Raw genomic sequence first — 14,215 nt, 5'->3', positions numbered from 1 at the left:
GCGCCCTGCACGCCTCTCGACAGGCGTGACGCAGCCACCGATTCCACTTGCAAGCCGAATTCAGGCAGGAAACCTCATGACCGACGCGTTCGAACTCCCCAGCACCCTGGTCCATGCCCTCAAGCGTCGTGCGGCCCTGACGCCGGACCGACTGGCCTTGCGTTTTCTCGCCGAAAACCCGGAGCAGGCTGTGGTGCTCAGCTATCGCGAACTGGATCAACGCGCGCGCGCCATCGCCGCTGCATTGCAGGCCGAGGCCGGTTTCGGTGAGCGCGCGGTGCTGCTGTTCCCCAGTGGCGCGGATTACGTCGCGGCGTTTTTCGGCTGCCTGTATGCCGGTGTGATCGCGGTGCCGGCCTATCCGCCGGAATCCGCCCGGCGTCACCATCAGGAGCGCTTGCTGTCGATCATCGCCGACGCCGAGCCCAGGCTGTTGCTGACCAGCGCCGACCTGCGCGATGCCTTGCAGCAAATCGAGGGCGCGCCGCCGCTGTTGTGCGTCGACACCCTCGACAGCGCACTGGCCGAGCGCTGGATTGAGCCGAGCCTGCCGCCCGAGCACATCGCCTTCCTGCAATACACCTCCGGCTCCACTGCGCTGCCCAAGGGCGTGCAAGTCAGCCACGGCAATCTGGTCGCCAACGAACTGCTGATCCGTCACGGTTTCGGCATCGACGTCAACCCGGACGACGTCATCGTCAGCTGGTTGCCGCTGTATCACGACATGGGATTGATCGGCGGCCTGCTGCAGCCGATCTTCAGCGGTGTGCCGTGCATTCTGATGTCGCCGGCATACTTCCTCGGCCGACCATTGCGCTGGCTGGAAGCGATCGCCGAATACGGCGGTACCATCAGCGGCGGGCCGGATTTCGCCTACCGCCTGTGCAGCGAGCGGGTCAGCGAATCGGCGCTGGAGCGCCTCGATCTGAGCCGTTGGCGCGTGGCCTATTCCGGCTCCGAGCCGATCCGCCTCGATACCCTTGAACGTTTCGCCGAGAAATTCGCTGCCTGCGGTTTCAGTGAACAGAGTTTCATGGCTTCGTACGGTTTGGCCGAGGCGACCCTGTTTGTCGCCGGCACGCCGCGCGGCAACGGCATCCCGGCGCTGCGCGTGAACGATCAGGCGCTGGCGCAAAACCGTGCCGAGCCGGGCGACGGCGGCGCGATCATGAGCTGTGGCATCAGCCAGCCGGAACACGCGGTGCTGATCGTCGAACCGAATACGCTCAAGGAACTGGCGGACAACGCGGTCGGTGAAGTCTGGGCCGCCGGCCCGAGCATTGCCCACGGCTACTGGCGCAATCCCGAAGCCAGCGCCAAGACCTTCGTTCAGCACGCCGGCCGCACCTGGCTGCGCACCGGTGATCTGGGCTTTGTCCGTGACGGGGAATTGTTCGTCACCGGGCGTCTGAAAGACATGCTCATCGTCCGCGGGCACAACCTCTATCCGCAGGACATCGAGCAGACCGTCGAACGCGAAGTCGAAGTCGTGCGCAAGGGCCGCGTCGCAGCCTTCGCAGTCACTGACGACGGTGAAGAGGGCATTGGCATCGCCGCAGAAATCAGCCGCAGCGTGCAGAAAATCCTCCCGCCGCAAGCGCTGATCAAAGCCATTCGCCAAGCCGTCGCCGAGGCGTATCAGCAAGCCCCAAGCGTGGTGGTGCTGCTCAATCCGGGCGCTTTGCCGAAAACCTCCAGCGGCAAACTGCAGCGCTCGGCATGCCGCAATCGTCTGGCCGAGGGCAGCCTCGACAGCTATGCGCTGTTCCCGTCGACCGCTGCCGAAACCCAGACCGCGACCCGCAGCACGTCGGATCTCGAAACGTTGATCGGGCAAGTCTGGGCCGAGCAACTCAACGTCAAGCAGGTCAACGCCGATGATCACTTTTTCCTGCTCGGCGGCAACTCGATCGCCGCCACGCAAGTGGTTGCGCGGGTTCGCGAAGCATTAGGTGTCGAGCTGAGCCTGCGCCTGCTATTCGAAGCGCCCACCTTGTCCGCCTTCGCCGCCGCTGTGGCGCAGCAACAACAGGACGGTGGCAGCGCCCAGGGTGCGATCACCGCGCTGTCGCGCAGCGAGGCGATGCCGCAGTCGCTGGCACAAAATCGTCTGTGGATCACCTGGCAGCTCGACCCGCACAGCAGCGCCTACAACATTCCCGGTGGCCTGCGCCTGCGTGGGGAGCTGGACGAAGACGCCGTGCGCAGCAGCTTCCAGCAACTGATCGAACGCCACGAATCCCTGCGCACGCGTTTCTTCGAACGCGACGGTGTGGCATTGCAGCAAGTGCTCGCCGCCGCCGAATTCAATCTGCAATTGATCGACATCAGCGACCTGCCAGCGGCCGAGCGTGAAGCCCGGGCCGAGCAGATTCGCGAAGACCAGGCGCGCACTCGGTTCGACCTGGAAAAAGGCCCGTTGCTATGGGTGACCCTGGTGCGTCTGGACGATGAAGAACATCAACTGCTGGTGACGATGCACCACATCATCGCCGACGGCTGGTCGCTGAATATTCTCCTCGACGAGTTCTCGCGCCTCTACGCCGCCGCTGCGCAGGGTACAACGGCAAACCTGGCAGTGCTGCCCACGCAATACGCCGACTACGGCAACTGGCAGCGGCAATGGCTGGCGCAAGGCGAGGGCGAGCGGCAACTGGCGTACTGGAAAGCGCAGTTGGGCGATGAGCATCCGACACTGGAACTGGCTACCGATCATCCCCGCTCGGCCAGACTAAACCACAGCGCTGCGCGCCACAGCGTGCGCCTGAGTGCCCAGCTCAGCGAGGCCATCCGCCAGACCGCGCAGGCGCACCGAGCCACGCCGTTCATGCTTCTGCTCGCCGCGTTGCAGAGCCTGCTGCACCGCTACAGCGGTCAGCGCGACATTCGTATCGGCGTACCCAATGCCAACCGCCCGCGCCTGGAAACCCAGGGCCTGATCGGCTTCTTCATCAACACCCAGGTACTGCGTGCGCACGTCGATTCGCGCCTGCCGTTTGCCGAGTTGCTGAGCCAGACGCGCCAGGCCGCACTCGGTGCCCAGGACAATCAGGATCTGCCCTTCGAGCAACTGCTTGAAGCCTTCCCGCAGGCCCGCGAACAGGGTCTGTTCCAGGTCATGTTCAACCATCAGCAGCGCGACCTCGGTGCACTCAAGCGCTTGCCCGGTCTGCTCGCCGAAGAGCTGCCGTGGCACAGCCGGGAGGCCAAGTTCGATCTGCAATTGCACAGTGAAGAAGACCGCAACGGACGTCTGAGCTTGTCGTTCGACTACGCCAGCGAACTGTTCGACGCCACGACCATCGAGCGACTGGCCGCGCATTTCCACAATCTGCTGAGCGAAGTGTGCGAACAGCCACAGCAGGCCATCGGCGATCTGCGCCTGTTGACCGCCAGCGAGCAACACCAGCAGAAGGACTGGAGCGTCGCACCGTGCACCGCGGCGCAACAGTGGCTGCCGGAGCTGCTCGACCAGCAACTGCATAAAACCCCGCACCGCACCGCGCTGGCGTGGGAGACCGGTAGCCTGGATTTTGCCGAGCTGCACGCGCAAGCCAACCGGCTCGCCCATTACCTGCGCGACAAAGGCGTCGGCCCGGACGTGTGCGTGGCCATCGCCGCCGAGCGTTCGCCGCAACTGCTGATCGGTCTGCTGGCGATCATCAAGGCCGGTGGCGCCTATGTGCCACTGGACCCCGATTACCCGGCGGAACGCCTCGCCTACATGCTCAGCGACAGCGGCGTCGAACTGCTCCTGACCCAGACCGAACTGCTTGAGCGCCTGCCAGCCAGCGACGGTGTCAGTGTGATCGCCATGGACGCGTTGCACCTGGAAAAATGGCCGAGCCATGCACCGGGCCTGCATTTGCACGGCGACAATCTCGCCTACGTGATTTACACCTCGGGTTCCACCGGGCAACCGAAAGGCGTCGGCAATACCCACGCAGCGCTGGCCGAGCGCCTGCAATGGATGCAGAACACCTACGCCCTCGATGAAACCGACGTGCTGATGCAAAAAGCGCCGATCAGTTTCGATGTCTCGGTGTGGGAATGCTTCTGGCCGCTGATCACTGGCGCGCGTCTGCTGATTGCCGGCCCCGGCGAACACCGCGATCCCCATCGCATCGCGCAACTGGTTCAAGAACATGGCGTGACCACGCTGCACTTTGTGCCGCCGCTGCTCTCGCTGTTCATAGATGAACCGCTGAGCGCCGAATGCACCAGCCTGCGTCGGGTATTCTCCGGCGGTGAAGCACTGCCGGCCGAACTGCGCAATCGTGTCCTCGCGCAACTACCGGCGGTGCAACTGCACAACCGTTACGGCCCGACTGAAACTGCGATCAACGTCACGCACTGGCATTGCACCAGCGCCGATGGCGAGCGCTCGCCGATTGGCCGGCCGCTGGGCAACGTGATCTGCCGCATCCTCGATGCCGATCTCAACCCGGTTCCAGCGGGCGTGCCGGGTGAGCTGTGCATCAGCGGCAGCGGTCTGGCCCGTGGCTATCTCGGCCGTCCGGCGTTGACCGCTGAACGTTTTGTCGTCGATCCATCGGGCGAGCAGGGCGCCCGCTTGTACCGTACTGGCGACCGTGCGCGCTGGACGTCCGACGGGGTGATCGAATACCTCGGCCGTCTCGATCAGCAGGTCAAGCTGCGCGGCTTTCGGGTTGAGCCGGAAGAAATCCAGGCGCGGCTGCTCGCTCAGGAGGGCGTCGCCCAAGCCGTGGTGCTGGTGCGCGAAACCGCTGCCGGTGGGCAACTGATCGGCTACTTCACGACAACCGATTTGCCTGAAGATGCCGATGAGCAAATCGCTCGCCTGAAAGCCGCTTTGGCTGCCGAGCTGCCGGAGTACATGGTCCCGGCGCAACTGCTGCGCCTCCACGCGATGCCGCTCAGCCCCAGCGGCAAACTCGACCGCCGCGCCTTGCCTGAACCGCAATGGCAGGTGCGTGAACACGTCGAACCGGTCAGCGAACTGGAACAACAAATCGCCGCCATCTGGCGTGAAGTACTCGGCCTAAATCAGATTGGCCTGAGCGACGATTTCTTTGCCCTCGGCGGTCACTCGCTGCTGGCCACTCAGATCATCTCCCGCACACGTCAGGCCTGTGACGTCGAACTGCCGCTGCGCACGCTGTTCGAGCACAGCGAACTGGGCGATTACGCCGAACAGATCCGCCAGATCCAGGCCAGCGGCCGCACCAACCAACAGTTGCCGATCGGCAAAGTCGATCGCAGCCAAGCGGTGCCGTTGTCCTATTCGCAGCAGCGCATGTGGTTCCTCTGGCAGATGGAACCGGACAGCCCTGCGTACAACGTCGGTGGCATGGCGCGCCTGCGTGGCGTGCTGCATGTCGAGCATTTCGAGGCCGCGTTGCAGGCGCTGATCCTGCGTCACGAAACCCTGCGCACAACGTTCCCAAGTGTTGACGGTGTCGCCCGCCAGCACGTGCATGCCGAGACCGGCGTGCGCATGGGCTGGAAGGATTTCTCCAGCCTGCCGGCGGCTGTGCGTGAACAACAAGTCCAGCAACTGGCCGATGCAGAAGCGCACCAGCCGTTCGACCTGGAAACCGGCCCGCTGCTGCGCGCCTGTCTGGTCAAGACTGCCGAGCACGAGCATTACTTCGTTCTGACCCTGCACCACATCGTCACCGAAGGCTGGGCGATGGACATCTTCGCCCGTGAACTCAGCGCGTTGTACGAAGCGTTCGTCGATGAGCGCGAATCACCGCTCGAGCCGCTGCCGGTGCAATACCTCGACTACAGCGTCTGGCAGCGCCAGTGGCTGGAATCCGGCGAGCGTCAGCGCCAACTCGACTATTGGACTGCACAACTGGGCCGCGAACATCCGCTGCTGGAATTGCCCGGCGACCGTCCGCGTCCACCGGTGCAAAGCCACCAGGGCGAGCTGTACCGTTTCGATCTGAGCGACGATCTCGCCGCGCGGGTGCGGGCGTTCAACGCGCAAAACGGTCTGACCCTGTTCATGACCATGACTGCCGCACTCGCCACGTTGCTCTACCGCTACAGCGGCCAGACCGACCTGCGCATCGGCGCGCCGGTGGCCAACCGCATCCGCCCGGAAAGCGAAAGGCTGATCGGTGCGTTCCTCAACACCCAGGTGCTGCGTTGCCAGCTCGACGGGCAGATGTCGGTCGGCGAATTGTTCGAGCAAGTGCGCCACACGGTGATCGAAGGCCAGTCCCATCAGGATCTGCCGTTCGATCATCTGGTCGAAGCCTTGCAGCCGCCGCGCAGCGCCGCTTACAACCCGCTGTTCCAGGTGATGTGCAACGTCCAGCGCTGGGAATTCCAGCAGAGTCGCACGCTGGCCGGCATGACCGTCGAGTATCTGGCCAACGATGCGCGGGCGACCAAGTTCGACCTCAATCTGGAAGTCACCGACCTCGACCATCGCCTCGGTTGCTGCCTGACCTACAGCACCGATCTGTTCGACGAACCGACCATCGCGCGCATGGCCAGGCATTGGCGCAACCTGCTTGAGGCGTTGATCGCCAATCCGCAGCAACGCCTCAGCGAATTGCCGTTGCTCGATCAGCCTGAGCAACAGCAACTGCTCGACAGCCTCGGCATCGAGCCGGGCGAGCATCGTCTCGATCAGTGCATTCATCATCTGTTTGCCGAACAGGCACTGGCGCGCAAAGACGCGCCAGCGCTGACCTTCGCCGGGCAGACCCTGAGCTACACCGAGCTCGATGCCCGCGCCAGTCGCTTGGCCTGGGCGCTGCGCGAACGCGGGGTCGGCCCGCAAGTGCGGGTGGGTCTGGCGCTGGAGCGTTCGCTGGAAATGGTCATCGGCCTGCTGGCGATTCTCAAGGCTGGTGGCGCCTATGTGCCGCTGGATCCGGAATACCCGCTCGACCGTTTGCACTACATGATCGAAGACAGTCGCATCGGCCTGCTGCTCAGCGATCGGGCGATGTTCGAAGCCCTCGGCGAGTTGCCGCCAAGCGTGGCGCGCTGGTGCCTGGAAGATGACAGCCCGGCATTGGCCGACTACCCGGCCAGCGAGTTGCCGTTCATCAGCCTGCCGCAACATCAGGCTTATCTGATTTACACCTCGGGCTCGACCGGCAAACCGAAAGGCGTGGTGGTCTCCCACGGCGAAATCGCCATGCACTGCCAGGCCGTGATCGAACGCTTCGGCATGCGCCCGGACGACTGTGAACTGCATTTCTATTCGATCAACTTCGACGCTGCCACCGAACGTCTGCTGGTGCCGCTGCTCAGCGGTGCGCAGGTGGTGTTGCGGGCGCAGGGCCAATGGGACGCGGAAGAAATCTGCGGTTTGATTCGTACGCATCGAATCAACGTCCTTGGCTTCACGCCAAGCTACGGCAGCCAGTTGGCGCAGTTTCTCGCGACACAGAACCAAGTCCTGCCGGTGCGGATGATCATCACCGGCGGCGAAGCGCTGACCGGCGAGCATCTGCAGCGCATCCGCGCGGCGTTCCAACCGGCGCAGTTCTTCAACGCCTACGGCCCGACCGAAACCGTGGTCATGCCGCTGGCCAGTCTGGCGCCGCAGGTGCTGGAAGAGGGCGCCGGCAGTGTGCCGATCGGCAGCGTGATCGGCGCGCGGGTCGCGTACATTCTCGACGCCGACCTGGCGTTGGTGCCGCAAGGTGCGACCGGTGAACTGTTCGTTGGCGGCGCCGGTCTGGGCCAGGCCTATCACGACCGTCCGGGCATCACCGCCGAGCGTTTCGTCGCTGACCCGTTTGCCGCTGATGGCGGACGCATGTATCGCACCGGCGACCTGGTGCGCCAGCGTGCCGATGGTCTGGTCGAGTATCTGGGCCGGATCGACCATCAGGTGAAGATCCGTGGTTTCCGTATCGAGCTGGGCGAAATCGAAACGCGCCTGCTCGATCACCCTTCGATCCGCGAAGCCGTAGTGCTGGCGCTGGACGCACCGAGTGGCAAGCAACTGGTGGGCTACCTGGTGACCGACGTAGCCGAGCAAAATCAGGCGCAACAAGCGGAACTGCGCGAGGCACTGAAGACTCACCTCAAGGCGCAACTGCCGGATTACATGGTGCCGACCCACCTCATACTGCTGGCGAGCATGCCGCTGACCGCCAACGGCAAGCTCGACCGCCGCGCCTTGCCGGCTCCGGATCCGCAGCTCAATCGGCAGGACTACGTCGCGCCAAGCAACGCGCTGGAGCAGACCCTCGCGCAGATCTGGTGCGACGTGCTCAACGTCAGGCAGGTCGGTCTCAGCGATAACTTCTTCGAACTCGGCGGTGATTCGATTCTGTCGATTCAAGTGGTCAGCCGCGCGCGTCAGCAGGGTATTCACTTCAGCCCGCGTGATCTGTTCCAGCATCAGACCGTGCAGACACTCGCTGCAGTTGCCAGTCGCACGCAGCAAGTGACTGCCGAGCAAGGTCTGGTCGACGGCGAGTCGCGTCTGACACCGATTCAGCACTGGTTCTTCGATACGGATATCCCCGAGCGTCAGCACTGGAACCAGGCGCTGTTGCTGGAACCGACTGTGCCGCTCGCGCCGCAACGTTTACGCCAGGCTTTGCTGGCGGTGATCGAGCAGCACGATGCACTGCGTCTGCGTTTCAGCGAAACCGATGGCGTATGGCAAGCGACGCATCAAGCGCTGACGGATGAGGATGTGCTGTGGCAGTTCAGTATCGATTCGCTGAACGAATGCGAAGGCCTGTTTGCCGACGCGCAACGCAGCCTGCACCTGCACAACGGCCCGTTGCTGCGCGCAGTGCTGGTCGATGGCGCCGATGCGCAGCAACGCTTGTTTATCGTCATCCATCACTTGGTGGTCGACGGTGTTTCCTGGCGCGTGCTGCTCGACGATCTGCAAACGGCGTATCGCCAACTCGACGCGGCGCAGCCGCTGAAACTGCCGGCGAAAACCAGCGCCTTCAAGGACTGGACCGCGCGTTTGCAGGCCTACGCTGGCAGCGAATCGCTACGTGAAGAATTGAGCTGGTGGCAAGCGCAACTGGCCGGGCCGAGCGCTGACCTGCCTTGCGAGAATCCGCAGGGCGACGGGCAGAATCGTCATGCGCAAACCGTCAGCGTGCGCCTCGATGCCGAGCGTACCCGGCAGTTGCTGCAACAGGCGCCGAGCGCGTACCGCACCCAGGTCAACGACCTGCTGCTGACCGCACTGGCCCGCGTGCTGTGCCGCTGGAGCGGCCAGCCGTCGGCACTGATTCAACTGGAGGGCCACGGTCGCGAAACCCTGTTCGACGAGATCGACCTGACCCGCACGGTCGGCTGGTTCACCAGCGCCTACCCGCTGCGCCTGACTCCATTCACCATCGAAGAGGCCGCCGGGCAGGGCGCTTCGATCAAGGCGATCAAGGAACAACTGCGCGCCGTGCCGCACAAAGGTCTCGGTTATGGCGTGCTGCGCTATCTCGCCGATGACGGTTGCCGGCAAAGCATGGCTACGCTGCCGAGCGCGCCGATCACCTTCAATTACCTCGGCCAGTTCGACCAGAGTTTTGCCAGCGATGCGCTGTTCCGTCCGCTCGATGAGCCGGTCGGTGCCGCCCACGATCCGCAGGCGCCGTTGCCGAACGAGCTGAGCGTCGACAGTCAGGTGTATGGCGGCGAATTGCTCCTGCGCTGGACCTTCAGCGCCGAGCGTTATGACGCGCAGACCATCCACGATCTGGCCGATGCTTACGTCGGTGAGCTGCAAAGCCTGATCGAACATTGCCTGCAGGAAGGGGGCGGCGGTCTGACGCCGTCGGACTTCCCGCTGGCAAAACTGACCCAGACGCAACTCGACGCCTTGCCGGTGCCGGCCGCACACATCGAAGATGTCTATCCGCTGACGCCGATGCAGGAGGGCATGCTCCTGCACACCCTGCTGGAACCGGGCACCGGTCTGTATTACATGCAGGATCGTTATCGCATCAACAGCGAACTCGATCCCGAGCGTTTCGCCCAGGCCTGGCAAGCGGTGGTCGCCCGTCACGAAGCGTTGCGCGCCTCGTTCTGCTGGAACGTCGGCGAAGACATGCTGCAAGTGATTCACACCCCGGGTCGCACGCCGATCGAGTATCTGGACTGGAGCGCCTTCGCCGAACCCGAGCAGGAACCGAAACTGCAAGCGCTGCTGAAAAGCGAGCGCGAGGCCGGTTTCGATCTGCTCAATCAGGCGCCGTTCCACCTGCGCCTGATCAAGGTCGGCGCGGCGCGCTACTGGTTCATGATGAGCAACCACCACATTCTCATCGACGCCTGGTGCCGTTCGCTGCTGATGAACGACTTCTTCGAGATCTACACTGCCCTCGGCGAAGGTCGTGAAGCGCAGTTGAGCGTGCCGCCGCGTTATCGCGATTACATCGGCTGGCTGCAACGGCAGAGCCTGGCCGAAGCGCGGCAGTGGTGGCGGCAGAATCTGCAGGGCTTCGAGCGCACCACGCCGATCCCGAGCGACCGGCCGTTCCTGCGCGAGCATGCCGGTGAAAGCGGCGGCATGATCGTCGGCGACCGCTACACCCGCCTGAATGTCGAGGACGGTGCGCGGCTCCGCGAGCTGGCGCAGGCCCATCAATTGACCGTCAACACCTTTGCCCAGGCGGCGTGGGCTCTGGTTCTGCGACGCTTGAGCGGCGACCGCGACGTGCTCTTCGGCGTGACCGTGGCCGGGCGCCCGGTGGACATGCCGGAGATGCAACGTACCGTCGGCCTGTTCATCAACAGCATCGCCCTGCGGGTGAAGATGCCTGCGGACGATCAGTGCAGCAGCGTGCGCCAGTGGCTCAGCGCGTTGCTCTACAGCAACATGCAACTGCGCGAGTACGAATACCTGCCGCTGGTGAACATCCAGGAACAGAGCGAATTGCCCAAAGGCCAGCCGCTGTTCGACAGCCTGTTCGTGTTCGAAAACGCTCCGGTGGAAGTCTCGGTGCTGGATCGTGCACAGAGCTTGAACGCGACCTCGGATTCCGGCCGGACCCACACCAACTTCCCGCTGACAGCGGTGTGCTACCCGGGCGATGACCTTGGTTTGCACCTGTCGTATGACCAGCGTTATTTCGACGAGTCGACGGTCGAGCGTATGCTCGCTGAGTTCAAGCGGTTGCTGCTGGCGCTGGTCGACGGCTTTCATGGCGACATGGCCGACTTGCCGCTGCTGGGCGACGAAGAACGCGATTTCCTTCTGCACGGTTGCAACCAGAGTGGCCACGACTATCCGCTGGAGCAAAGCTACGTGGCGCTGTTCGAAGCCCAGGTCGCGGCGCATCCGCAGCGCATTGCCGCCAGTTGCCTCGATCAGCAATTGAGCTATGCCGAGCTGAATCACAACGCCAACCGCCTGGGTCATGCGCTGATCGCCGCCGGGGTGCGCATGGATCAACCGGTGGCGCTGCTGGCCGAGCGTAATCTCGACCTGCTCGGCATGATCATCGGCAGCTTCAAGGCCGGCGCCGGTTACCTGCCGCTGGACCCGGGCCTGCCGAGCCAGCGCCTGAGCCGCATCATCGAGATGAGCCGCACGCCGTTACTGGTGTGCAGCGCCGCCTGCCTTGGACAGGCGCAGAGTTTGCTCGAGGAGTCTGGATGTTCGAATCGTCCGCGCCTGCTGGTCTGGGAAGAGGTGCAGGTATCGGGGACGGCGACTGAGAATCCCGGGATTCACAGCAGCCCGGATAACCTCGCTTATGTGATCTACACCTCGGGTTCGACCGGTTTGCCAAAAGGCGTGATGGTCGAGCAGCGCGGCATGCTCAACAACCAGGTGAGCAAACGCCCGTACCTCGACTTGAGCGAGGCCGACGTGATCGCGCAGACCGCTTCGCAAAGCTTCGACATTTCCGTCTGGCAGTTCCTCGCCGCGCCGTTGTTCGGCGCGCGGGTCGACATCGTGCCGAACACCATCGCACACGATCCGCAAGGTCTGCTGGCGCATGTGCAGGCGCAGGGCATCACCGTGCTGGAGAGTGTGCCCTCGCTGATCCAGGGCATGCTCGGCGCAGACCACATGAGCCTCGACGGTCTGCGCTGGATGCTGCCGACCGGCGAAGCGATGCCGCCCGAACTGGCGCATCAATGGCTGCTGCGTTACCCGGACATCGGTCTGGTCAATGCTTATGGCCCGGCGGAATGTTCCGACGACGTGGCGTTCTTCCGCGTTGACCTGGCCTCGACGCGCGGCAGTTATTTGCCGATCGGCACGCCGACCGACAACAACTTGCTCTATCTGCTCGATGGTGCGCTGGATCTGGTACCGCTGGGCGCGGTGGGCGAACTGTGCGTGGCCGGCACCGGTGTCGGGCGCGGCTACGTCAGTGATCCGCTGCGCACCGCGCCAGTGTTCGTGCCGAATCCGTTCGGCGCGCCGGGCGAGCGTCTGTACCGTACCGGCGACCTGGCGCGGCGCCGCGCTGACGGCGTGCTGGAATACGTCGGCCGCGTCGATCATCAGGTGAAGATTCGCGGCTACCGCATCGAACTTGGTGAAATCGAAGCGCGCCTGCATGAACAGCCGGAAGTGCGCGACGCTGCGGTTGGCGTGCAGGAAGGCGTCAACGGCAAGCATCTGGTGGGTTATCTGGTTGCTGCCGATGCAGCGCTCAATCCGGGCGAACGCCTTGAACGGATCAAGCAGCGCCTGCGCGCCGAACTGCCGGAATACATGGTGCCGCTGCACTGGCTGTGGCTGCAGCAGATGCCGCTCAATGCCAACGGCAAACTCGACCGCAAAGCCCTGCCGGCGCTGGAGATCGGTCAATTGCAGAGCGAGGATTATCTCGCCCCGCGCAACGAGCTGGAGCAGACCCTGGCTGATATCTGGGCCGAGGTGTTGAAGGTGGAAAAGGTCGGCGTGCGCGACAACTTCTTCGAACTCGGCGGGCATTCCTTGCTGGCGACGCAGATTGCATCGCGGGTGCAGAAAGCCCTGCAACGCAACGTGCCGCTACGCGCGATGTTCGAGTGCAGCACGGTAGAGGAACTGGCTGAGTACATCGATGGATTGGCGGCCAGTGATATTACCGAGGAGAAGGTGGATCGGTTGAATGATCTGATGGCGGAGTTGGAGGGGCTGTAGTTCTCTAGGGTTTGTACTGGCCCCATCGCGAGCAGGCTCACTCCTACAGTTGAAATGCATTCCAATTGTAGGAGTGAGCCTGCTCGCGATGGCGTCGGTGGATTCAACACAAATCAACGGTACATGACTGTACATTTCCACCCTTGACGATCAACAACCGGCAGCTCAGTCTGCCGGTTCTGTTTTTTCTCCCGGAGGTGGTCGATGCCCTTTTTCACGGTTGACGGACAAGCGCTGCACTACATTGATCACGGCACCGGCCCGGCCGTGTTGCTCGCTGGCAGTTATCTCTGGGATCAGGCCATGTGGGCGCCGCAGATCGCCGCGCTGACCCCGCACTATCGCGTCATTGCCCTGGATCTGTGGGGGCATGGCGAGTCCGGCAAGTTACCTGAAGGCACCACATCGCTGGACGACATCGCCCGTCAGGCGCAGGCCTTGCTCGATCATCTGGACATCGACCGCGTCACCCTCGTCGGGCTATCGGTCGGCGGCATGTGGGGCACGCGCCTGGCACTGGCCGCGCCGCAACGTCTCAACGGTCTGGTGCTGATGGACACCTACGTCGGCGTCGAGCCGGAACCGACCCGGCAGTATTACTTCTCGCTGTTCAAGCTGATCGAAGACACCGGGACCATCTCCGAACAACTGCTGGACATCGTCGTACCGATCTTCTTCCGCCCGGGCATCGATCCGCAGTCGCCGCTGTATCAGAACTTCCGCGCAAAACTGCAGAACTACTCGCCCGAGCGTTTGCGCGAAAGCATCGTACCGATGGGGCGCATTACGTTTGGTCGCGACGATCTGTTGCCACGTTTGGGCGAACTCAACGCAGCGGCCACGTTGGTGCTGTGCGGCGATCAGGACAAACCACGACCACCCTCGGAGGCCCGGGAAATGGCTGAATTGATTGGTTGCCCGTGTGTGCTGGTACCGGAGGCGGGGCATATCTCCAATCTGGAGAATCCCGGGTTTGTGACTGAGGCGCTGCTTGGCTTCTTGAGCGAGTGCAACAGACACACCGTTTGATCCAATCGCGAGCAGGCTCACTCCTACAGGTATCGCATTCTTGCTGAAGGAATGCAGTCAACTGTAGGAGTGAGCCTGCTCGCGATTGGGGCCGGTTCAGGCGATGAAAAA

2 protein-coding genes are annotated in these 14,215 nt (G+C 63.4%); both read left to right on the top strand.

From position 1 onward, the window contains the following. Positions 1–76: 76 nt before the first annotated feature. On the top strand, positions 77–13,075 hold the full coding sequence (locus tag LIS66_RS18240) for a non-ribosomal peptide synthetase (protein WP_227972757.1): 12,999 nt from the start codon (positions 77–79) through the stop codon (positions 13,073–13,075). Between the two features lie 204 nt (positions 13,076–13,279). Beyond that, positions 13,280–14,104, top strand: coding sequence for an alpha/beta fold hydrolase (locus tag LIS66_RS18235; RefSeq protein ID WP_227972756.1), 825 nt, complete (start codon positions 13,280–13,282; stop codon positions 14,102–14,104). Positions 14,105–14,215 lie beyond the last annotated feature (111 nt).

This window comes from Pseudomonas sp. HN2 (genome assembly GCF_020736465.1).
GTDB lineage: Bacteria > Pseudomonadota > Gammaproteobacteria > Pseudomonadales > Pseudomonadaceae > Aquipseudomonas > Aquipseudomonas moraviensis_A.
The sequence above is the reverse complement of the archived record's forward strand: the minus strand, read 5'-3'. Positions and strand labels throughout refer to the sequence as shown.